Genomic DNA, 23455 nt, shown 5'->3' with positions numbered 1-23455 from the left:
GGAAGTGCAACTGGCACTTCCCTTTTTCGCTTAATTCACACTGTCGATATCAATCACCATAAAACGAATCTCGGTGCTGGATGTCGCCTCATAAATCACACCAATATCTTCGTTTCCTGAAGCCCCTTTGTCTTGAAGCTGAATGAGATCAGAATAGGCACTATAGCCATCTCTAAACTGAGTTCTCTGAGTAAAGTTATAGTTGCCAGCACCATCATCTACCGCACTCCAAATCGCGAGGTCATTTCGGTCTGAACTCACGGCTGAATTTCCTTGAGGACCTGACATTAAGACGCGATTATCTCCGTAGCGCAGTAAACCAATATCCACTTGATCTAACTTGAAGAACAACGCACCATTTGTCGAGTAACGCTCTTCTTCTATCATCGTCCAGTTAACGCCTCGGTCTGAGCTCACAAAGTGATAACGGTTGAAGTTGCCAGTGCCCGTTACTCCATCATTGCGAGCAGACATCAAAAGTCGACCATCGTTGAGCTCAACCATATCTGCTTCACTTGGCTCAAGCGCATACGTTGGTGTTTGATTCCCAGCGTGCCAAGTCACGCCATAATCATCACTGTAAATGGACACGACCGACAACTGAGTAAACGCATCCAGTATAATTGCAGGGAAGATCAGTCGGCCATTGGTTAACTGAATACCCTGACCTGGGCCAGCATTGATACTCTTCCACCCCGGATCACCACGACCATTTCGTGCACTGGTTTTCGCCCAGCCTTGTTCAGCAGGGTGTTTAATAATAGTCCCATTGACCCGCTCCATTAAGCTCGCATCAAAATAGAACTGCTGATTGTCTGCAATGGAAAAATCTATCGTGTGATAAGCAGAGGCACCTTTGGTAGATGAACATCCATTCCCCCACGTCACTGTTTTACTAGAATGGCTTTGACCAGACCAATTTGTCGCAACGAGAGTTCCATCGACATAGAAACTAGCCGTGCTACCTTGACCGACAATTTTATAATCATGGTAGGCGGAGATATCGAAGTCCATTGGAAACTCAAGGTTAGCACCGTCAGAGTACAACACGGCTTTTACTGATTTATCAGCATTGACTTGAAGGTCGGCTAAGAAGCGTTTACTACCGTTACCGTAGTACTGCACATTACAAGAACCATCTGCAACACGGGAATTCCAACTCAAACTCCAACCATCACTATTCGCTTGTTCGATCTGGGCTTGTGACGGTGTCGCAGACCAAGTTGCACGTCCATCAATACTGTTGGTCCCATTCGCCATCCAGTTAACGTCTTTCACTTGATCTAACACATCAATCGCTGCGGACCATGTCTGTCCGTTGTCATCACTGGTTCGATAAAACAGTTTGTGTTTAGGATCATCAAACGGAACACAATTCCCGTTTTGGGCACAGTTGTTATCCCACTTAGTGTAGAAAACAAACATTCTCCCTGTGGTCTTATCAACAAGTGGTCGAGGATCCGAATAGGCTTCATTATCCACTTCATGGATAACGGTATAATCACTCCAAGTCACACCATTGTCAGTGGAACGTCGACTTTTGATGCTAGTCGGATAGCCACTACCGGGATCTTTATTTGAAGCACGCCCCTCAGCAAAAGCGACTAAAGACCCATCTTGAGCAACAACTATTGACGGTATGCGATAGTGGCTACTTCCACCTTCACCACCTTTGAATACCACTACATCTCGCAAATTAGGTGCAACGGCATGGGCACTCATTGGGGCGACAATCATCCCAAGAGTTAGTAGTCCTAACGCCAAAAGTCCCTTCTTTTGAAATTGTTCCATTACTGAATGTCCTCTTACTATTTCCGTGTTCGAACGATGTGTCAAAGACAAATAAAAGGTGTAAAAAGCCCCTACATCATACGAATATGATGCAGAGGAGAATTGTTAGGTCTTTGACTGTATTAGCGAGTTATCTATAGGGGGAGAAAACTATCGCCAAGTTAATGCATAACAACTTGATTGAGCTTGTCCGTTACTACCTTCACCTCCTAATAAGTACATTTTGTTGTTAGTTGAAATCGACACACCATAAGCAACACCTTCAGGTATTGAGGTCGCTTGGTGCCACTTGTTGCCATCGAATCGCCATACTTGATTGTTGTAGTGTTTGGTCAATCCTTGATGGCTGTACCACTGCCCTTTCAGGAAATTTCGTTGACTGCCGATGAAGAACGCTCCGCCGGCTGCAATAATCTGGTTATTCACCGTGCCACAGAAGTGACCAGCTAAGCCTTCATGGTTGTTAGCGGCTTGCTGTATTGAGGGCAATTTTTTCGATCTGAGGCTATGTGGTGATTGAAACTCAAATCGTTTGGTTTCTAAGCTTCTAAGCCCTGGTTTAACTTCACCTTCAACCAGCGTAATACTGTTACCCTGACGCACGATCCCTGCACCACAGTTAGCTGGAAATATATTATCCGCGACGATCGACCACTTCTGCAGAGTCGTTTCGAACTGCCAGATGTCTTGATTCCACCCGTAAGCTTCAATTGGGCGAGCCATAAACTCCGTTAACATAGCGCGATGTTTTTCTGGTTCAGATTCCGGATTAACTTGTGAAATTGCCGCGAGAAACGTATCAAATGTCTCTTTACAGTAACCACCGAAAAACACCAACCGACCCGGCTCTAACTCGCATACTGAAGCGCCTAAGAAACCCACTGGTGTTTGGGTAGTCAGTTTGTCCCACTGATCTATTTTCGGGTCATAGACATAACCATCATCAAGCACCACAGGCGGCTGTTCTGCACTTAAACATCCAGCTCCCGAGAAAACATACAGTCTGTCATTACTCACTGTGTAAGCCGCGTCATTTCGCGCCACTCCAGGGAACTCTGCAGCGCTTTTCCAGCCATGTTCAGGGCAATCTAAATCATAGAAAAATAGGCGCTTCCCTGCGCTCCCTAAACCAGCATAGAGTGTGTTGCCGATAACACCTCCTACCCCGTTTTTCACCCCAAATGGCAAGGGTGGAAAATCTTCAATGAGTAACGACATTTTATGAGCTCCTTAATCGTTAATGTCTACTGATGAGCCATTCCACGACAGCATATAGACCTTATTGCTTGCACTGCGATCGCTCTTTTCACCACCTGCAATCAATACCCCTTTCGACGCATTGAATGACGCGCCATAAGCAAGGCCCTCTGGCAGGTTATTCACTTGTTTCCACAAGCCTTCTTTTTGCACATACATCTCTGGGTTGAATGCTTTGCTGAATCCGTCATGAGCGAACATTTTGCCGCTCTCAAAAGCAGATTTAGCACCATGGAAGTTGGCTCCACCAGCAACAATCACCACACCATTGCTCTCACCTGCAAACGCTCCTGCTACCCCTTCTTGCACATCTAAAGACTTAGGTGCAGGCATCGAGTGTAAGCTTTGCCACGGTTGCTGTTGGCCAAATTGATAGGTTTTAACCTCTGCTGTTCTTAGACCCGGCTTTATTTCCCCGCTAATCAAAAGTGCCTGTTCACCCTTAGCGACTAGCGCACTACCACAATTTGGCAGGTAGGGTGACTGGCCAAGATCACTCCACTTGCCTGTAGCAGGTTGGTAGCTTAAAACTTGGCGATTCCATTTATAATCTGTCGGTTTCATCCCCATGTAGTCATCGACGATTTTCTGCCAAGCTTCTGGCTCTGCTTTTTTGTCCGTTGTCAGCACGTCATGAAGGTATTGGTCAAAGTAAGCTTTGTTGTATCCACCGAAAAAGACCACTTGTTTGCCATCCGGCGAATAGGACGCGGCGCCTAGTAGGCCCACTGGAGAAGTCGTATTCGCTTGCGCCCAAGAGTCTGACTCAACGTCATATCGATATACGCTATCAAACAAGATTGGCGCGGCATCAGACGCGTTGATTTTGCCCGAGCCACCAAAGACATAAATTTCGTTGCCAATCACAGATGCCGTTGCCCCATTACGGGCAGGGCCACTAAAGTCAGCTCTTTTTTGCCAACCTTGAGATAGGTTATTTAAATCAAGCATGTAAAAGTCCTGTCCCGCAGAACCGAGTCCAACGAAGACTTTATTGCCCGCTTGGGCGCTCACGCCACTTTTAATACCTACAGGAAGATCAGGCCACTCATTGGCAGCCAGTGCGTTAACACTCAACACCAGAGAAGCAGCAAGCAAAAGTGTATGAAGTATTGAGTTTTTGATAGTCATTATTGTTATTTCCTTATTGGGTGACCCTACCACTCATTCGGTCATGGATTGGCGCAGTCATTTCCCGTTACGCCTTTGTACAAGATTCATACTAATTATTGATCAATGAAAAAATATTTCTTTGATCAACTTAACAATAAAAAATATTTTCACCATTAAATAAAATAAAAGCCCATCATTTCGATGAGCTTTTAATAATGAATTTTAAATCAATAATATAGAGTTACTTCATTAATGGCAGAACCACTTCCGCCGTCTCCATTACTGATTCGGTATATTCAGGGTAACTGTCTAATAAGGTGTTGATCAAAGCATCAACCAATAAGAGAGCGCCGACTTTGGAAGCAAATGCACCGCCGGTCAATGGACCTTCTGGCCTTGCTGCAACCAGCAGTTCATCGGAAATGGCCGATAGCGGGCTGTGGCTAATATTCGTCAATGAGACAACCGGAACACCGCGTCGATGGGCTTGTGTCGCTGCGTGGATAACCTCTTTAGTCGAACCTGAACTCGACACGGAAAACCACATATCGCCACTGTCACTGCGGCCCGCACTCATTGCAGCCAAGTGCGTGTCCTCATACATAATGGCTTTTTTGCCAATACGCACTAAACGGTAAGCTAAGTAACGCCCGACAATACTTGACGCACCAACACCGACGCAGCCGATGAAACGCGCATTATGAACCAGCTCGCAGATACGTGCCAATGATTTACGGTCAATCAGTTTGGCAGTATCTTGCAGGCTATCGACGGCACTTTGCGCTGAGATATCGCAGATATCACCTTCCATTGGAGTTTGATTCTGCGAGGCCGTCTGACTTAAATCAACCGCCAGTGCCATTCTGAAATCAGAATAACCTTTGTAGCCCATGTCGCGACATAAACGCACCACCGTTGCTTCACTCGTTTGAGTATTACGAGCAAGATCGGTAATAGTTTGGAACTGAACGTCATGAGCGTTTTCTAGCACGTAGTCCGCAACTAGTCTTAGTTTTTTGCTCAACGGCTCAATATTAGAACGCAATCGGACTAATAGATTTTTAGGCGAATTCACGAAGGCCTCTTTACATTTATATGGCTGAGCTAAAAGTATCAAACTCAGTCTGTTTTGAACACCAGCATAGGCTTGATAATCACATAAAGCTATTGAAACTAAAAGTTTCAATCATCGTGTTAATCTTGCTTTTACCTTCACTATCTAGCCCAAGGAATGGCGCTCTGCATTCGCCATAGTCGATACCGAGTTCTCCCATCGCATACTTAATGCCTTGGTAAACCCCAACATCAAGTAACACTTCCGTCACTCGATTGACCCGCTTTTGGCGTTCCAATGCCTTGTCTAAGTCACCTTCAAGCACCGCTTGGTAAAGTTCAACGTATTGCTTTGACATCAAGTTATAGGTACTGCCGATCCCGCCACTGGCTCCCATCTGTAAGCCACTGACGAGCATGGTATCTTCACCATGGAAGATAATACTTTCCGGTTTTGCCTGACGTAATCTCTCGACAAAAAACATATCGTTAGTGGTATGTTTGATACCAACCACGTTCTCTAGCTCTGACAGTTCGAGGAGTTCTTTGTGATCAAAGTTAACACCCGTCGTACCCGGAATATTGTAGAGCAACAAAGGAATCGGCGAGTATTGAGCAAGACTCTTGTAGTAGTGAATCACTTCAGACTTACTAAAACCATAATAGAAGGGGGGCGTTGCCGAAATGGAGTCATAGCCCGCTGCAACTGCACTATCGATTAACTGTAAAGCCTCATGCAATGCAATAGCGCCAACATGCGCAATCAGTGGTACACGTCCATTATTGACAGATGAGACCGCATTGAGCACCTGTTTACGCTCATCAATGCTCATCAGAAAACATTCAGATGAACTCCCGCCGATATAGAACCCATGTACACCTTGCGTGATATGGTGCTCGACCATCGCGGGGATTTTATCAAGTTGCAGCAAACCATTAGGTGAAAATGGTGTCATCAAGGGAAGGTAAATGCCCTGCATATAAACCTCTGAGAATTAGAAGCATCAATATGAGGGAGGCAAACCTCCCCCTATGACTTAATTAGAGAAAGTTTGCGTCGCGCAGTTTCGCCAACACATCGGCTTTTTGGTTTGCGCTTAGTGCACGGATTGGTTGGCGAGGGTCACCAGCATCAATACCGTGCAGTTGCATCGCCACTTTACCTGCGGCAACACCGCCATACTCAACCAACACGCGAATAATCGCAATGACTTTATCCATCAATGCAGCCACTTCATCATGCTTACCTTGGTTAAACGCTTCAATGATCTTCAAATAAAGCGGCGCGGCATAGTTATAGGTACTGCCAACCGCACCAACGGCGCCTACCGCAAGGCCTGCTGGCAGAAACTCATCGACACCGAAAGGAATATCAAACTTACCACAAGAAACGCGGACGCATCGTTGGTACTCATACAGATCAGCGTTATTGAACTTAGCACCTGAAAGGTTTGGAATGCGCTGCTCACCTTTGATCAAAAACTGTTCTAGATCGAGATTTACCCCAGACATGCCAGAGTGGTAGTAGTAGAAACCTTTCGATGGCGCGGCAGCCGCAACCTGCGCGCAATATTCGACAAGATCATCAACGCTACCTGGCTTAAAGAAACATGGCCCGATTGCTGACGTCGCTAAAATATCGAGGGTTTCCGCGTGCTCAGTTAAGTTCAGCGTATCAACAATACTCAGAGCGCCTGTATGCAGAATCAAATCAAGCTTTCCATCTGCCGCTTTCACCCAACGCTCCGCTATCGCTTTACGCTCTTCTACTGAACAATGAATCCCTTCTCCAGTGGTACCACATACATATGCCCCCTTTACGCCTTGCTCAATCAGTAGCTCAGCAATTTGGTCGATTGCTGCAAAGTTGACTTTGTTGTTTGCGTCAAACGGGGTGTGAGGAGCGGCAATTAGACCAGTTAACTTATTCATTTTTAATACCTTTAATAATTTTGTTTCTACTGTCCGTAGCCCAAGAAGATTTCAGGAAGCAACAGAGTGAATTGAGGGAAAACAGCAACGAGTGCAAGTACGATAAATAGCGGCACAAGCAATGGAATCACACCGCGCGTCAACACGTGGAATGGAATGTCACCCACACGTGATACGACGTATAACGCCATGCCCATCGGCGGAGTTAAGATACCGATCATCAGGTTCAAGATAGCCATTACACCAAAGTGAACTGGGTCGATGCCCACCGCACCCGCTACAGGTACTAGGAAAGGAACCAGCAGCAGCAATAGCGCCAGTGATTCAATAAAGGTTCCCAAGAACAGTAGCAGTAAGTTGATAAGTAGCAGTAGAACGAGTGGGTTCTCACTGATGGTTAAGAAGTAATCCGCCAGCATTTGTGGCAGCTGTTCACGCGCAACAATCCAACCAAATACCGTTACACCCATCACCATTAACGCAACCACAGCCGTGGTGTTAACCGTTTCTCTTAAAATTTCAACAAAGCCGCTTAGCGTAAGTTGCTTGTACACGACTGTACCTAAGAACAAAGCGTATAGAGAAGAAACGACCGCCGCTTCCGTTGGCGTGAACTTACCTGAGAAGATACCGCCAATAATGATCACTGGCGTAAGCAAAGATAGGAAAGCTTCTTTAAAGGATTTCAACTGCGCTTTACGTGATGCACGAGGCAATGTCATATAGCCACGCTTCTTACAGATAAAGTAACTCATCGTCATCAGAGCGACACAACACAATAGCCCAGGGATCGCACCCGCCAAGAACAAAGCACCGATGGACGTATTAGAAACCACACCATAGATGACCAAAGGAATTGAAGGGGGAACCAATGGACCAATAATACAAGAAGCCGCAGTCAAACCACCGGCGAAATCATCGTCATACTTTGCATCACGCATCGACTTAATTTCGAGTTGTCCTAAACCACCAGCATCAGCCAAAGCCGAACCCGACATACCAGAAAACAGTAAGCTCGCCATGATGTTTACGTGGCCCAAACTGCCCGTAATATGACCAACCATAGATTTAGCAAAGTTAAAGATTCGCTCTGTAATACCCGCACTATTCATCAAGTGACCAGTCAAAACAAAGAACGGAACCGCTAACAATGTGAAGTTGTCGATACCACCCAGCATTTGTTGAGCAGCAAAGTTAATACCTGTGCTATTGGTAACAAGCAAGAACACCAACGCAACGAAAATCAGTGAAAAGCCTACTGGCATACCTGCAAACAGCAGCCCTAGCCAGCCAAAAATTGAACCTGCCATAAGGATTCCCTACCTCTGTGCCATTTGCGAGTTAGACGCCTGAGCATCTTTACTACAACCAAAAAGTTGCTTTGAAAGTCCAAACATTTTCTCAAGCTGTCTGAACACCATAAACAATCCACCTAAAGGCAAGCTATAGTTCATCCAACTGCTTGATACACCTAGAGTAATCAGCTCGAAGAACGCTGTACGCTGAACGTGTTGGTAGCCTAAATAGATGATGGCGATGATAGAAAACAGCACCGCGACTTCTAATGACAGCACTAATGCCAAGCGGGCTTTTTCAGGCAATTTATCTGAAAAAAAAGTGATGTTGACGTGTGTATTGCGCTTAATCGCAATCGCACAGCCAATTAACGACATGTACATAAACAGAACTCGGGCGAGCTCTTCACTCCAAAGAGAAGGATCATTTAACAACCAGCGGGTACCAATTTGCCATGTCAGAACCACCAACAGTGCCACCATTAAAGGTACCGTTAAGATCTCTTCAATATTTTCAATTATCTTCTTAAACATCTTGAGCTCCATGGCTGGCCAAGTGCGGCCAGCCTGAATAACCGAAATAAACTATCTCGTCTATTTCCTTACATAGCTGCGAGTTTCTTAACTACAGGCTCGCCGATCTTATCTTCAAACTCAGCGTACAGCGGCTGCATTGCTTCACGGAATGGAGCTAAGTCTGGGTAAGTAACGTTCACGCCTTCTTTTTCAAAGAACGAAATCAGATCCGCTTCTTGCTGTTTCACAGATGCAGTGTGTGCAGCGCCCGCTTTAGCAACAGCTTTGCTCACGATCTCTTTTTCTTCTGCTGAAAGCTTTTGCCACGTCGGCTCAGAAATGATCACCATCTGGTCATTAACGATGTGATTAGTCATCGCCAAGTTGCCTTGAACTTCATAGAACTTCATGGTTTTGATGGTAGGTAACGGGTTCTCTTGGCCATCAACAGCGTTAGTTTGCAGTGCTAGATAAACTTCAGAAAAAGCCATCGGTGTTGGAGATGCACCTGACAGTTTTGCATAATTCAGATTTGGCTTCGCGTTTGGAACACGTAATTTAAGACCTTTAAAGTCTTCAATGTTATTTAGAGGGCGGTTAGAAGTGGTTTCACGCGTACCATTGTACCAAGTATCTAGCGCACGCCAGTTAAACTTAGTCAGCATTTCTTCACGAACACCTTGACCAAATTCAGAGTCAAACATACGACGTAGGTGATCATAATCGCGCGCGACATATGGCAGTGTTACCGCTTCCGCACGCGGGATCCAAAGACCCATTCGACCAAACTCAGCGTAAGTGATATCCAAATCACCCATACTCAGTTGCTGAAGCATCGCTCTGTCATCACCCAGTTGTGCACTTGGGTACAGCGCCAGCTTCAATTCGCCATTACTCATCTCTTCGATTGTGTCCGCTAAAAACTTCGCCGAAGTGTACTCCACAGAACCAACAGAGGCTTGCATGCCCATTTTTAGTGTCGTTTCAGCATTAACAGAAACGGCACAACCAAGAGCCAGCATAGCGATAGTAAGTTTGTTGATGGCTTTCATATTATTCCCTTTTATTCGATTTTTACCTTGTTTCACCAATTTCAAAAAAAACTTTTATTTTGTTTGAAAAAAATCTTCGTTATGGATTATTATTGCCGTGAAGATTATTTTCAAACCAACTTTTTGCAAAATGTGATCGCGGACAAAAATTCGCCAGAGTTATCAATTGGCAGACTGATTAGACGAATTGTGATGGATCGTTTCCTTCCCATCACTCCGCAATTCAACGCTTAATTTATGAGGCCCGTCGTGAGAACAAAAAATCTAAATATCAATGAGTTAAAGTTATCTTTACTAGGTCAAACAGTGGTTTCTATCCAACCTGTTGTTGGTAGTCCATTAGAAAAAACAGAATTTATCGTCGCGATGGCGCTGGCTGCAGAACAAGCAGGAGCGAAAGCCCTTCGTATCGAAGGTGTCGAAAATGTCGCCGCTGTGGCTGCAGCGGTCAGTGTACCAATTATTGGAATCGTGAAACGTGACTTGCAGGACAGTCCTGTTCGCATCACACCTTTTGCCCGCGATGTTGATAACCTTGCGAATGCGGGAGCCACGATCATTGCCTTTGATGCCACCGAGCGCGTTCGTCCAGAAAGCCGCGAACACATTGCGCAAGCAATTAAGAACTCAGGGTGCTTTGCGATGGCAGACAGTTCTTGTTTTGAAGATGGTGAATGGGCCAACTCACAGGGTGTTGAAGTCATTGGTTCAACGCTATCTGGCTATGTTGGCGATGTAGAGCCTACAGAACCAGATTTGCAATTGGTCAGACAGTTTTCCCAAGCGGGATTCTTTACAATGGCAGAAGGTCGCTACAACACACCAGAGCTAGCAGCGCAAGCGATAGAAGCAGGCGCAGTGGCCGTCACTGTTGGTTCAGCGATTACTCGCCTAGAAGTGGTCACCAACTGGTTTAATGCCGCGACACAAGCGGTAGGGGAAAAACAATGCACACACTAGCCATCGACATTGGCGGAACCAAAATAGCCTTAGGCCTAGTCAAAAATGGTGAGCTAATCGAACGCGCCCAGATCCCGACACCTAAAGCGCAAAATGCAGCTCAGTTTGCTCAAGTCATACTGGCGTGCGCAGAGCAGTGGCTGCCAACGATAAGCAATATCGGGGTGTCGACAACGGGCTTGGTCACCAAAGACGGGATCTCAGCCATCAACCCAGATACCTTAGCTTTTCCAAGCCCTTTCCCACTTGCTCAAGCGCTGGAGTCACTGACGAATAAGCCAGTCGCGATGCTCAACGACGCCCAAGCAGCGGCATGGTACGAGTTTATTAAACTTGATACACCAGTGAAAAATATGGCGTTCATTACTGTCTCTACCGGGGTTGGTGGCGGTATTATCATTGATGGTAAGTTACATAAAGGCGGCGCAGGCTTAGCCGGGCATGTCGGTCATATCACTATTGACAGCCAAGGCACACAATGCGGTTGCGGCCAGACCGGATGTGTGGAAGCTATCGCTTCTGGTACCGCGATTAAAAAAGCCAGCGATGCTGAGTTTAATCCACCCATTAGCAATATCGACCTTTTTGAGCGAGCGAAAAGCAACCCTGACGCCGAAGCGATCATCTCTCACAGTGCCCAAGCCATTGCTACACTATGCTGTAACTTAAAAGCGACGCTGGATCTGGATGTGATTGTTCTAGGTGGTGGAGTTGGACTCGCCAAAGGCTATTTAGATCGTGTAAGACAAGCGATTCAAACGCGACCGAATGCCTTTCAAATCCCAGTGACTGAAGCAGTCGGCAACTACGATGCTTGTCTACTTGGCGCAGCCTATCAACTTAAGGAGTAAAGAATGGGACTCAAAGCCATCTCGGCCCCACGTATTTTTGACGGTAATCAATACCATACTAATGCTGCGTTAGTTTGGGATGAAGGAGATATTCACACCATCATCCCGATATCTAAGCTGACCGATGATATTGAGCACCAACACTTTGCTGATGCACTTATCGTCCCTGGCTTTATCGATATTCAAGTTAATGGCGGCGGCGGAGTAATGTTCAATAATAACATTACTCCACAAGGCATCGACACCATCTGCTCTGCTCACCGTAAACACGGCACTGCCTATTTGCTACCGACTTTGATCAGCTCTACACCTGAAAACATTCAATTGGCACTCAATGCAACAGAGCAAGGAATGAGCGATCAGATTGCCGGCCTATTGGGTGTCCACCTTGAAGGCCCCTGGCTAAACAAGGATAAGAAAGGGGCCCACGATCCCAATTTGTTTTATGCGCCGAGCGTTGAAGACCTTAACCAGTTTACTTGGCCAAACCAGGGTAAGGTTTTAGTTACCGCTGCAGTAGAGAACATCGAACCAAGTGCCTTGAATTGGATGAAAGCGCAAAACTTCACCTTATCTTGCGGTCATAGCAACGCCAAAGCATCACAGTTAACCGAAGAAAAACTCAGCTATGTCGACGGGTTTACCCATCTATTTAACGCCATGTCGCCTTTTGAAGGCAGAGAACCTGGCGTGGTAGGAACAGCGCTAAATACCGATAGCGCTTGGTGTTCAATCATTACCGATAATATCCACGTTCATCCGCAAAGCTTCCTACTTGCCCATAAAGCCAAACCGCAAGGCAAAATGTTGATTGTCACTGATGCGATGGCGACAGTGGGTAGTGAAAAAGATTATTTCGAACTGGATGGCGAAGTGATCCGTGTTGTAGACAATAAATTGGTCAATAGTAGAGGCAGCCTCGCTGGCGCACATATTGGTATGGATGAGTCAGTCGCAAACGTCATTGAATGGGGTATTTCAGAGGACGAAGCGCTCAAGATGGCCTCAACCTACCCCGCGCAAGCATTGCAATGCGACAAGCTTGGTGAACTGAAAAACGGCTTCCGTGCCTCCGCCACCGTATTAGATCAAGATTACCGAAGTCAGGCGGTGCTCGTAGATGGCAAACTGTACTAAAAAAGGAGGCCATCGCCTCCTTTTTGTTTATCGAGCCAGCTTCGCCACCAGCAATACCGCGCCAAACACACTAAGTGCCATACCAAGATCTTGCATTACCCCAACGGCTGACAAACCAAGACCAATCATCAAATAGTACATCAATCCAAACAGCGCACCTGCGCTGCCCGCCTGCGCTTTATAGTTGGTGAGCGCGCCGCTTAATAGATTAGGAATTCCCACGCCAAACGAGGCAACAATCACTAACATTGGAACCAACAACCATAAGCTTGATTGCAATGCCCATACACCGAGAGCACCGATTAATGCACCGCTGACCGCTAGCATGACCAACAAGCCAGATCGCCATTCACGCTGCAATAAAGTCTTATTGATGATGCTGCCGATAAAAGTGCCTAAGGCTAATACCACGCCACTATAACCAAATTGTTGGCTCGTCAGTCCCATAGCTTCAAACACAAACGGACCTTGAAGATAGTAACTGAACAACAAGATGTTAAAGCCAGCAACCATCACCGCGTCAAGCCAAAGGCTCTTATCAAGCATCATCTGCTTAGCTAAAGCGACGATGTCAGGCTTGCTAATATGTTCCGCTTTGGTTTCAGGTAAACAGCAACAACATACTAGCAGTAACACTAAAGCCAATAACGACAAAGCAGCAAATACGCCTTGATAGCCAGCGAGTTCAGACAACAAGCCGCCAGACATTAAGCCAAGCACTGGGCTAATCGAAATACCCATTCCCATGTAGCCGAACACTTTGGCGAGTCCAGGCCCATCATAGCTATCACGCAGCATGGTTTGTGTCACCACAGAGCCCACAGCTGCACCAAAGGCACTCAATGCTCTAAACAACATCAAGTGTTCAAATTGATTGGCAAACAAAGCACCCAGCGCCGCCAACCCATAGACGGTTAAACCAAGTAGCATCGCGCGCCTACGACCAAGATAATCTGCCGTAATACCCCAGAACACCACGCCAACCGCAAACGCGCTAAAATAAATGGATAACGTTTGGCCAGCCATACTATTGCTCACCGCAAACGCTTGGGCGATATGAGGCAATACCGGGCTATAGATCGTCTCGATGATTTGCGGAAACATCATCAACGCCACCATTAACCAAACTGAAGGGATTTTATTCATCTCTTACTCACTAAGTTTTTAAAAAGTGAGCGCAGTTTAATCAAGAGTGCTAAAGTCCAGATAACGACATTAAAACAATAAACTTCAAAATAGAGACAAATGGCACTAATTGATGAATCTACTCGCTTCAATGCGGATGAGTTAAGCAGCGCAGTCGTTGGTATTGCAGCAAGAATTGGCAAGCATGATTCTGGCATGCACACCCACAACAAAGCTCAATTACTCTATGCACCACAAGGGTGTATGAGCATTCAACTTAAAGGGAAGAAAAGTGTTTTGCCACCCACGCGCGCAGCTTGGATCCCAGCAGGCGTCGAGCACTGCGCAACCATGAATAATGTCGTCGAGTATCGTTCACTCTATTTTTCACCAAGCGTTACCCCACCTATCGATCAAATCAAAATTGTTCAAGTGACCCCCTTGCTGCAAGCCTTAATTGAACGCATGGCTTTTTGGCCGTGGGATAAGCCAGAGCCAGAAATGAGTAATACACTCGCCCTATTTGTCGAAGAACTCGAACAAGCGCCAGAGCAATCCCTATCATTGCCGATTCCAACAGATCCACGACTTAAAACGTGGCTTAACTCACTCAGTCACCCTACCTCTATTGCTCCTGCGCTCAACCAATTAGCCAATCAAGTGGGGGCAAGCAGCAAAACCATCAGCCGTATTTTTAACAAAGAAACCGGTATGCCCTACCAGTCTTGGCGGCAACAATGGCGATTATTGAGATCGATGGAACTGCTATCACAAGGTTTGCAAGTCAATGACGTCGCCTATCAGCTAGAGTTTTCCAGCGACAGCGCATTCATTACCTTCTTCAAGCAACAAACCGGGGCTACACCTCTCCAATATTTTCACTCATCTGCTTGATTAAATTGGCCTTTGCTCCAACAATATCGATATTGAATCGGAGGTATCCATGTCTGACAAAATCTCAACCACTGCTTTAGCCAAGCTACGTAGCCTAGAAGCAAAAGAACTCTTCAACGAGTTAAAAACCGCTGGTTACATTAATCGTGGCAAAGATGGCTGGGTGCTTACCGAGCTAGGCAGTAAGTTTGGTGGCGAATACGTGAATCACACCAAGTTTGGTCAATTTATTGTCTGGCCTGAAAATCTACTGATCGATACCAATGCCACCAGCGGCAAAACGCTAAGTGCAACTCAAATTGGCCAACGCTTCTCTTTAAACGCCAAGAAGATCAACCAACTACTGCAAGAACTCGGCTGGATAGAAAAAACGGACGATGGTTGGCATGTCAGTTCCTCTGGGCTTACTGTTGGTGGTTATCAACGCGAAGACAAAGAGAGTGGTCAAAAGTTCGCTGTTTGGCATGACTCTATTGTGCGTAACAAGCGATTACGCCAATCTGTGGTCGAGTTCTCAGGACAAGATGCCGAAGCGCACGCGACGGATAAATCTATTTCTAGCTTCAGGCAAAAATTTGAAGCGAAGCACCGCACCTTAGACGGCCATTATGTTCGCTCCAAAGGTGAGCTCATCATCGACAATTGGCTGTATATGAATGGCGTGGTCCACGCATACGATAGACAACTCCCGATCGAACAAGATGTATTGAGCGATTTCTACCTACCAAGCGGGAAGGTCTATTTGCAATATTGGGGCAGTGATACTGGAGAGGTATCAGAAACCGAACGACAGGCAATTCGACAAGTCTATGAGCAGCAGAACTTCGCCTTGATTGAAGTTCTGCCAGAAGAAGTAGCCCAATTAGACGATGTATTACCTGCGCGGCTAAAAGCATTTGGTATTAAGGCCTATTGAATTGATACAGAAAAGCCCGCTTAGATCGCTCTAAGCGGGCTTTTATATACTCTTTAATTACTTACTGTAGCGCGCGATAGCCGCTTCTTCTTTCGACACAACTGTCTTACCAATCGGTGCTAATGAAATGTACGCCAATTTCAAATGCTGTAGTGCGAATGGAATACCGATGATGGTAATAAAACACGCAACAGCAGACATGATATGGCCGATAGCAAGCCAAATACCTGCTAGTAAGAACCAAACGATGTTACCTATCGTCCCAAGTGGACTGGTACCAATATCCATCTCTTTGGTTAACTCGTCACGGCTAATCACTTCTTGACCAAACGGGAAGAAAGAGAAGTTACCGATAACGAAACACGCTCGTCCCCAAGGGATACCGATAATACTAATAAAGCAAATCAAACCAACTAGCCACCAAGCTAGCCCCATGATCACGCCACCACACAAAAACCAAATTATATTGCCAAGAACTCTAAGCACTCTATTTCTCCTATCAAAGTCTAACTGTAGACCGGCTTATAATGCTCTACAGTTGGGAATGGATCGTAAAAATGGTGTAAAAGAGCCTTCCATTCCTGATATTCAGCAGACTGCCTAAAACCCTGCTCGTGATCTTCTAATGTTTCCCAATTTACCAACAAAATATAGCGACTTGGGTTTTCAATACAGCGTTGTAGCTGATGCGACACATAGCCTTTCATACTTGAAATAATAGCCTGTGCCTTTGCAAAATTGTGTTCAAACTCTGCCTCTAGGTTTGGCTTTACATCTAAGATTGCGACTTCCAGTATCATGATCTTTCCTTAACGTAAGATGAATATCACCTAATTTATTGCAAACCTTGCCACACTGCAGTAGCTCCGCTTATAGAACAAAGCAGCAGCGCGCCAATGCGAATCTTCTCTTTAGGTAATGTTTGTGTCGTGAGTCTTGCTAATTTATACCCCAACCAAGACGCAGGAATTAAAGGGACGGTAATCCACACATGGTGCATAGTTAGAAAGCCAGCTGGCATCTGAATGATCAACGAGATCATCGAACTAAACACAAAGAATGCGGATAAATTACCACGCAGTTGATTCGCTTCTTGATGCTGCAATAGTAGCGCCATCGGCGGACCGCCAATCCCCGAACTGGTCCCAAAGAAACCAGAGAAAAATCCGGCTATAGTCATGCGCGCTGGCGTTGGTTCAATACGAAACGGCAGTAGGCTTACGATAACAGCAAACAGCACCAATGCGCCCAGCCATAAAGCCAACAAGTCTGTTGAAACCATCACTAGCAGTACGCCACCAGCAATCGAGCCCGGTACTCGACCGATGAGCGCCATTTTTAAACCACCAATTTCAACGCTATCACGATGCTTAAGCGCATTGAGTATTGAGATAAACAACGCGACAAGGCAGATCGGTGCAGGCACGTAGTCGGGTGAAATCAAAAACAATAACGGGGCAGCGACAATCGCTAAACCAAAGCCAATCGCAGTCTGTACAAAAGAGCCTAAGAAAATGAGCAAGGCCGCAATCAATGCTTCAGGAGTCATCCATTCAGCAAGCATATTTAATTTCATTAAATGACAAAGAAGGCATTCATCATAATGTAAAACCTTCTTTGATAAAGAAAATAATCGCCCAATTCATCAACAATTTTACAGGAGGGGCGCTATAGTTCGTTGAGATTATCCAAATACGATTCGGCTGTATCAATCACTGCTTGCTGCCCATCAGGATCCATGTTGTCCCACGAGCGATAAACGACACCGATTCGGGGATTTTGGGCTAATAATTGACGATGTTTGACCATAAATCGCCAATAAAGACTGTTGAGTGGGCAAGACCCATGGCCAGTTTTACGCTTATTATCGTAGCGGCAGTTCTTGCAGTAATCGCTCATTCGATTGACGTAAGCACCACTTGCGGCATAAGGCTTAGTGCCAACAATGCCGCCATCGGCAAACAGGGCCATGCCACGAGTATTTGGCATCTCAACCCACTCGATCGCATCAACATAGATACCCAAGTACCACTCATCAACTTGATCAGGGTTAACCTCAGCTATTAAGCAGAAGTTGCCGGTAATCATTAAGCGTTGTATGTGGTGAGCATATCCATACTCTAGAGACTGGCCGATAGCACGCTGCATGCAGTTCATCTGAGTGTTACCCGACCAGAAAAAATCAGGCAGCGCATTACTCGCCGATAGATGATTCTTCTGTGCGTATTCCGGCATGTTGGTCCAGTAAACCGCTCGAATATATTCTCTCCAACCCATAATTTGTCGCACAAAACCTTCAACCTGAGAAACATCGATGTCAGGATTATTTTCATAAGCAGACAGCGCTGCATTAACCACCTCTAATGGGCTCAGCATTTTGCTATTGAGCGAAAAAGCCAAACGACTGTGGTAAAGGCTCCATTGTGATGGATGCTGATCCGTCATCGCATCTTGAAAACGACCAAAATTGGGTAAGCATACTCGGCAAAAGTGAGCCAATAACGACAAACTCTGATTGCGATTTATCGGCCAAAGTAAACGTTCACTGACACTGCCAATCGTCTGGACATTGTTTCTGTTTAACCTAGCGATAATCTCGCTAATGTTGTTCTCGAACATCAACGGAATGGGCAACTCATCGACATCAGCGGGTTTGAGTTTGTTGCGGTTATTAGCATCGTAATTCCACTTACCTCCGAGCGGCTTGTTTCCTTCCATCAAGATATTGAAACGTTTACGCATGCGGCGATAAAAATGCTCCATCATCACATGCTTACCTTTCTCAAAGTGGTCGCCAAACTGGTCATATGACAGAAGAAAGTGCTCGCTTTCCACTGAGCTGATCCGACAATTTTCTAGCCTCAACGCTTCCAGTTGTAGCTTAAGTCGATACTCATCCGGGTGTTGATATTCAAAAACCTCAACGCCATGTTCTGTTACCATCGCTGTTATCAAGTCGTTTAAATCACCGTACTCGACCGTTAAATCCAGGTTCAAATGGAGAACTTGATGACCTTCTTCTTGTAGTTCCGTCGCGAACGCCTGCATCCCTGCAAAAAATGCACATATTTTCTGTACATGATGTCGGACGTAGCCTGTCTCTTGGTGAAGTTCTGCAATCAGGTATAGCACCGAATCATCAACGTTAGAAAACCAAGAGTGGTTATGGTTGAGTTGGTCGCCAAGAATCAAACGAAGTGTTCTATAGCTCATCGCATATTCTCCTGATCAGCTTGCGTCCACTTGCGAATGAACTCTCCGTCTGGATCGTACATTTCCGTTTGTTTGTGCAAATTGAAGTGGCGCGATGATCTTAGGTCAGCCCCGATACCAGCGAGATATTGCCAATTGCCCCAGTTCGAGCCAACATCGTAGTCAATCAGCTGGCTTTCAAAATAAGCTGCCCCGTATCGCCAATCGAGCGCCAACTCATGTATAAGACAACTCGCTACTAACTGACGTCCACGATTTGACATATAGCCGGTTCGTTGAAGTTGCTTCATGCATGCATTAACGATCGGGTAAAATGTCTCGCCTTGTACCCATGCTTCAAAGCGCTGTTTATCAAAGGAGCTCGTTGGCGTTTGATCAGTAATACCGCTAAAGCAAAACAATCGATCTTGATACTTCCTGCCATACCAATAAAAATACTCTCGCCACAGCAACTCGAAATAGATCCAATAGGTAGAATCGTTGGCTCCTTGTTGACGCTCATAAGTGTTCAGTCTCTGCAAGATATAGTGAGGAGATAAGCAGCCTAACGCGAGCCAAGGTGAAAACTTGGTCGAGTAACCCATCCCCTCTAACCCATTTCGGGTTTGTTTGTACTCACTGGCTAAATGAGTCGAGTAATAATGACCGCAATGGCTTTGCCCTGCGCTCTCGCCACCTAAAAAGTCGTCATCATGCAGTGAATCTAACGATGCAATCGTCAGTGAAGAAAGCGGCGATTCAAGCTTTTTAGGTAGTGAAATTGCCGTCTTCGGCTTAGCCAAAGGCAGCGATTCGACTTTCTTTCGAAACTGAGTGAATGTGTCAGGCAAATCTTTTAAATCAAAAGGTAATTCCGCCAACTGAAATAGTGAGCCAACGCTACGCTGGGCCACATTTAGGTTTGGAAACTTCACTTCGATGTTCGCAACTACGTGTTGCTCATCACTACCGGCTGTGTGGGAACAATAAAAATGAGTCACGTTGTGCTGACGAATTACCTGTTCAAGAATCGACGTTGGCTCAGATTCGAACAGCCAAAGTTGTTGGCCGAAACGCTGTAAAGTGGCGTTAAGGTTATGGGCTGACTGAGCCACAAACCTTTGTTTGGGTGCACCAAGTTGATGCTGAAGCGAGAAATCGCAAAGAAAGGGCGTAAGGGTGGGCAAACAGTATAGGCAAATAAGAACATCAACTTCTTCACTGGCTTGATGCAGCAAGTCGTTATCTGACACTCTCAAATCATTGGTAAACCAATACAGTCCTGTTGTTGTTGGCAAAATCTGCTCCTCTCACTCGTCGATTAACCAAAACTCTTTTTGACTAATACGAGGTGATAGGAGCAGATAGCTCACCGAATGGAACAATATTATGCCGTACTATGCCGTAGCCAAGCGGCGAACTGGTTGATCGTTAATCGGTAAGTGAATTAAGGCTGCAGCGAATGCCAGTACAACCGTCGACCACCAGATTGGATCGTATGAGCCGTAGTAATCATAAATACGACCGCCAGCCCAAGCACCCAAGAAGCTACCAACTTGGTGAGTAAAGAACACCAAACCATACAAGGTCGATAGGTACTTCGCGCCGAAGATCTGTCTTACTAGACCTGACGTAAGCGGTACCGTACCTAGCCAACAAAAGCCAATTGCACCGCCAAAGATTGCGGCGGTGTGCTCAGTTACAGGCAGGGTTACAAAGGCACCAATCACGACCGTGCGCATTAGGTATAGAGCTGACATCACGTGACGCTTACTGAATTTATCTCCCATCACGCCCCAGAAGTACGAGCCGAAAATATTGAAGATACCGACATACGCAAGTGCCATCGCCGCAGTCTGAGCCGATAGGTTTTTATCGGCTAAGTAACTTGGTAAATGCGTCGCAATAAACATCACATGGAAGCCACACACAAAGAAACCCGCATGAATTAGCCAGTAACCTTTGTGGCTAAATGCCTCTTTTAACGCCTGCTTAAGCGTTTGTTGTGCTTCTTCTGTCTGCGCAGCATTATCTGACGGCTTAGGCGAGCGCATAAACAGCGCAAAGGCAATCATGGTCGAACAAAGAATCGCAAAACCCTGTAGCGCACCCTGCCAACCAAATTCAGTCAACATAGTCTGTGCGCCCGGGATCATCACAAACATACCAAATGAACCAGCAGCGGTCGTCAAACCGAATGCTTTTGCAGCATGTTCAGCAGGTACTACTTTCGCCACGGAACCCAGCACGATCACATAGCTTGTCGCACTTAGACCAAGGCCTACTAACACGCCCAGTGATAGATACAACATGCTTGGCTCTACCGCGATGGATGTTAGATATAAGCCTAACCCGTATGCGATAGCACCCATGATGACGATACGTTTAGCGCCAAATCGGTCAGCAGCCATACCAACAAATGGTTGGAAAACACCAAATAATAGGTTTTGTAGGGCAATTGCAAAGCTAAAGAACTCACGGCCCGTTTGAAAATGGTCCGAAATCGGCATCATAAAAATGCCAAAAGATTGTCTGATACCCAGACAAGTAATTAGGATGGCGATCCCTAGCCAGACAATGATTGGAAATCGAAAAATGCTCATCGCATAACCTTAGTGATGATGGTGGTGAGAATGATCGTTTTCACCACCAGTCGTCTGGTGGCAACCGCTATTGATCGCTTGTTGTGCCAACAAATCCAACAACTTAGGAGAGTTGTGAACCGCAACAAGCGACAGCACGAGCAATAAGGTCATTCTCATCAGCTGAGCGAAAAGTGATTGAGAAAACATAGTTCTAAATCTCAGCATGGGTTTAAAAAGAGCGCGAAGTGTAGAGATCTCCGCGCAATGACTCAAATGACATTTAATCAATTAGGCTATGCGTTTTTTGCATACATCGAATTCTTGCTTCAATTCGAACCCTTCATCTAACCAACCCGTTACTCCACCAATCATCTTCTTCACTGGTCGACCTAATTTTGCCAGTCGAATTGCCGCCTTCTCAGTACCGTTACAGTGTGGCCCCGCACAATAGACAACAAATAACGTATCTTGAGGAAATTCAGCAAGTCGCTTTTCATTGAGCCTTGGGTGAGGAATATTGATTGCACCATGAATATGGCCTTGTTCAAATAGGGTTTCACCGCGTACATCCACCAGTACAAAGTCTTGCAAGTCGTTGGTTAACGCATGGTGCACATCCCAACAATCGGTCTCATATTTTAGTCGTGATTCAAAATGCGCCAGTGCTTCTTCACTGGTTGCCGCTGCCACTCTTGATACTGCACTTCCCATATCATTTCTCCTTGTTTGCTTTTGACACCATCTATAATGCGGAGAAACTTCAAACAAAAGAACTGGCTTAAAAGACAAGGTTCGTTAATATTAAGCCAAGTTATTATTCTCCAAGGATCGGAAAATGAACCGTGTTGCCATTCTCGCTCACTCGCATGTCACCTTATTTGAGATGTCTTGTGCGATAGAGCTGTTCGCCCTTCCTAGACCAGAGTTTGAAGATTGGTATATGACCGATGTGATCAATATGGAAGATAAGCCGATCACCACCACAGGCAATATCGTTTTCACGACCCAATACACGGATTGCCTTGAAAAATACGACACCTTAATTATCCCTGGCTGGCCAACATGGGGCTACCCAACCCCTAATATCATAAAACGCGAAGTGTCTAAGTTTGTTTCTAACGGTAAACGTGTACTGACGCTATGTTCTGGGGCTTTCTTACTGGCTAAATTAGGTTTGCTTGATGGCAAAACGGCCACAACACACTGGATGTATGAAAAAACCTTTCGTGAACAATTCCCAACAATCCACTATCAATCAGATGTCCTGTACGTTTTTGATGGTAGCATTGGCTGCTCTGCGGGTAGTGCGTCAGCTTTAGACCTTGGCTTAGCTGTAATTCGCCAAGACTACGGATATGCGATTGCTAACCAAGTAGCAAAGCGTTTAGTGGTATCTGCACATCGACAAGGTGGCCAAGCGCAGTTCGTCGAAACGCCGATATTAGAAGTACCGAACCAATTCTCTGATGCTTTAGATTGGGCAAACCAAAACTTGGATAAGAGTATCAATGTGGATGCGTTAGCGGCCAAAGCCAATATGTCGCGCCGCACCTTTGACCGCAAGTTTCGCGCCAGTTTTGATCTATCACCAAAAGAGTGGCTGATTCTGCAGCGAATCGAGCGAGCTAAAGGACTACTCGAAGGTGACAATCATTCTATCGAGCGACTTGCAAGCCTTGCTGGATTTGAGAATGCGACAACGTTGCGCCACCACTTTAGACGTATGGTTGGGGTATCGCCAAACCAATATCGGCAGCAGTTCAAAACTCGTTAGCTCGTATACTTC

At 45.8% G+C, this 23455-nt stretch carries 24 protein-coding genes; 6 read left to right on the top strand and 18 right to left on the bottom strand.

Annotation, left to right across the window (positions count from 1 at the left end; translation table 11 throughout):
• Positions 1-30 precede the first annotated feature (30 nt).
• The 9 genes from ACHUFZ_RS08990 to ACHUFZ_RS08950 form a co-directional block, all read right to left on the bottom strand.
• The gene (locus ACHUFZ_RS08990; RefSeq protein WP_394126874.1) at positions 31-1791 is read right to left on the bottom strand and encodes an exo-alpha-sialidase; all 1761 of its coding nucleotides are present in this window, start codon (positions 1789-1791) and stop codon (positions 31-33) included.
• A gap of 150 nt (positions 1792-1941) precedes the next feature.
• Positions 1942-3009: a YjhT family mutarotase gene (locus ACHUFZ_RS08985; RefSeq protein WP_394126873.1), complete on the bottom strand. Its 1068-nt coding sequence runs from the start codon at positions 3007-3009 to the stop codon at positions 1942-1944.
• 12 nt (positions 3010-3021) lie between these two features.
• Positions 3022-4179 (bottom strand): N-acetylneuraminate epimerase, encoded by a 1158-nt coding sequence (locus tag ACHUFZ_RS08980; protein WP_394126872.1) that lies wholly within the window; start codon positions 4177-4179, stop codon positions 3022-3024.
• Positions 4180-4402: 223 nt separating this feature from the next.
• Entirely contained in the window at positions 4403-5236 is an 834-nt protein-coding gene (locus ACHUFZ_RS08975; RefSeq protein ID WP_394126871.1) for a MurR/RpiR family transcriptional regulator, read from the bottom strand.
• A 79-nt stretch (positions 5237-5315) separates the two neighbouring features.
• On the bottom strand, positions 5316-6194 hold the full coding sequence (locus tag ACHUFZ_RS08970; protein ID WP_394126870.1) for an N-acetylneuraminate lyase: 879 nt from the start codon (positions 6192-6194) through the stop codon (positions 5316-5318).
• Positions 6195-6255: 61 nt separating this feature from the next.
• Positions 6256-7146, bottom strand: coding sequence for a dihydrodipicolinate synthase family protein (locus ACHUFZ_RS08965; protein WP_394126869.1), 891 nt, complete (start codon positions 7144-7146; stop codon positions 6256-6258).
• A gap of 26 nt (positions 7147-7172) precedes the next feature.
• Complete coding sequence (siaM, locus tag ACHUFZ_RS08960; protein ID WP_394126868.1) at positions 7173-8456, bottom strand: sialic acid TRAP transporter large permease SiaM; 1284 nt, start codon at positions 8454-8456, stop codon at positions 7173-7175.
• A 9-nt stretch (positions 8457-8465) separates the two neighbouring features.
• On the bottom strand, positions 8466-8975 hold the full coding sequence (locus ACHUFZ_RS08955) for a TRAP transporter small permease (RefSeq protein ID WP_394126867.1): 510 nt from the start codon (positions 8973-8975) through the stop codon (positions 8466-8468).
• Positions 8976-9043: 68 nt separating this feature from the next.
• Complete coding sequence (locus ACHUFZ_RS08950) at positions 9044-10009, bottom strand: sialic acid TRAP transporter substrate-binding protein SiaP (protein WP_394126866.1); 966 nt, start codon at positions 10007-10009, stop codon at positions 9044-9046.
• A gap of 237 nt (positions 10010-10246) precedes the next feature.
• On the opposite strand from ACHUFZ_RS08950, the gene ACHUFZ_RS08945 reads away from it, so the two are divergent.
• From ACHUFZ_RS08945 to nagA, 3 genes are read left to right on the top strand one after another with little or no spacing between them, the layout of a single operon-like run.
• A complete protein-coding gene (locus tag ACHUFZ_RS08945; protein ID WP_394126865.1) occupies positions 10247-10969 on the top strand; it encodes a putative N-acetylmannosamine-6-phosphate 2-epimerase in 723 nt (240 codons plus the stop codon).
• Positions 10957-11820, top strand: a complete 864-nt coding sequence (locus ACHUFZ_RS08940; RefSeq protein ID WP_394126864.1) for an N-acetylmannosamine kinase — start codon at positions 10957-10959, stop codon at positions 11818-11820. The genes ACHUFZ_RS08945 and ACHUFZ_RS08940 overlap by 13 nt, the downstream gene beginning before the upstream one ends.
• A 3-nt stretch (positions 11821-11823) precedes the next feature.
• Positions 11824-12957, top strand: coding sequence for an N-acetylglucosamine-6-phosphate deacetylase (gene nagA / locus ACHUFZ_RS08935; protein ID WP_394126863.1), 1134 nt, complete (start codon positions 11824-11826; stop codon positions 12955-12957).
• 27 nt (positions 12958-12984) lie between these two features.
• Here the strand turns inward: nagA and ACHUFZ_RS08930 are convergent, their stop codons facing one another.
• Complete coding sequence (locus ACHUFZ_RS08930) at positions 12985-14103, bottom strand: multidrug effflux MFS transporter (RefSeq protein WP_394126862.1); 1119 nt, start codon at positions 14101-14103, stop codon at positions 12985-12987.
• Between the two features lie 99 nt (positions 14104-14202).
• On the opposite strand from ACHUFZ_RS08930, the gene ACHUFZ_RS08925 reads away from it, so the two are divergent.
• Positions 14203-14976, top strand: a complete 774-nt coding sequence (locus tag ACHUFZ_RS08925) for an AraC family transcriptional regulator (protein ID WP_394126861.1) — start codon at positions 14203-14205, stop codon at positions 14974-14976.
• 49 nt (positions 14977-15025) lie between these two features.
• Complete coding sequence (locus tag ACHUFZ_RS08920; RefSeq protein WP_394126860.1) at positions 15026-15892, top strand: glycerol kinase; 867 nt, start codon at positions 15026-15028, stop codon at positions 15890-15892.
• 57 nt (positions 15893-15949) lie between these two features.
• On the opposite strand, the gene ACHUFZ_RS08915 is transcribed toward ACHUFZ_RS08920, so the two are convergent.
• The 8 genes from ACHUFZ_RS08915 to ACHUFZ_RS08880 all read right to left on the bottom strand — a co-directional run bounded on the left by ACHUFZ_RS08915 (position 15950) and on the right by ACHUFZ_RS08880 (position 22380).
• Positions 15950-16378 (bottom strand): YccF domain-containing protein, encoded by a 429-nt coding sequence (locus ACHUFZ_RS08915; protein WP_134836626.1) that lies wholly within the window; start codon positions 16376-16378, stop codon positions 15950-15952.
• A 20-nt stretch (positions 16379-16398) separates the two neighbouring features.
• On the bottom strand, positions 16399-16692 hold the full coding sequence (locus tag ACHUFZ_RS08910; RefSeq protein WP_394126859.1) for an antibiotic biosynthesis monooxygenase family protein: 294 nt from the start codon (positions 16690-16692) through the stop codon (positions 16399-16401).
• Positions 16693-16727: 35 nt separating this feature from the next.
• Positions 16728-17456 carry a sulfite exporter TauE/SafE family protein gene (locus ACHUFZ_RS08905; RefSeq protein WP_394126858.1) on the bottom strand — a complete coding sequence of 243 codons (729 nt, stop codon included), beginning with the start codon at positions 17454-17456 and terminating at the stop codon, positions 16728-16730.
• 104 nt (positions 17457-17560) lie between these two features.
• On the bottom strand, positions 17561-19105 hold the full coding sequence (locus ACHUFZ_RS08900) for a cryptochrome/photolyase family protein (RefSeq protein ID WP_394126857.1): 1545 nt from the start codon (positions 19103-19105) through the stop codon (positions 17561-17563).
• Complete coding sequence (locus ACHUFZ_RS08895) at positions 19102-20382, bottom strand: DASH family cryptochrome (protein ID WP_394126856.1); 1281 nt, start codon at positions 20380-20382, stop codon at positions 19102-19104. The genes ACHUFZ_RS08900 and ACHUFZ_RS08895 overlap by 4 nt, the downstream gene beginning before the upstream one ends.
• Before the next feature lie 99 nt (positions 20383-20481).
• Entirely contained in the window at positions 20482-21687 is a 1206-nt protein-coding gene (locus ACHUFZ_RS08890) for an MFS transporter (RefSeq protein WP_394126855.1), read from the bottom strand.
• A 9-nt stretch (positions 21688-21696) separates the two neighbouring features.
• Positions 21697-21876, bottom strand: coding sequence for a hypothetical protein (locus tag ACHUFZ_RS08885; protein ID WP_394126854.1), 180 nt, complete (start codon positions 21874-21876; stop codon positions 21697-21699).
• A gap of 81 nt (positions 21877-21957) precedes the next feature.
• The gene (locus tag ACHUFZ_RS08880; RefSeq protein WP_394126853.1) at positions 21958-22380 is read right to left on the bottom strand and encodes a rhodanese-like domain-containing protein; all 423 of its coding nucleotides are present in this window, start codon (positions 22378-22380) and stop codon (positions 21958-21960) included.
• A gap of 124 nt (positions 22381-22504) precedes the next feature.
• Between ACHUFZ_RS08880 and ACHUFZ_RS08875 the strand changes: the two genes are divergently transcribed.
• Positions 22505-23443: a helix-turn-helix domain-containing protein gene (locus tag ACHUFZ_RS08875; RefSeq protein WP_394126852.1), complete on the top strand. Its 939-nt coding sequence runs from the start codon at positions 22505-22507 to the stop codon at positions 23441-23443.
• Positions 23444-23455 lie beyond the last annotated feature (12 nt).

It is taken from the genome of Vibrio hepatarius (assembly GCF_043642085.1).
Lineage (GTDB): Bacteria > Pseudomonadota > Gammaproteobacteria > Enterobacterales > Vibrionaceae > Vibrio > Vibrio hepatarius_C.
This window is presented reverse-complemented; position numbering and strand designations above follow the sequence as displayed.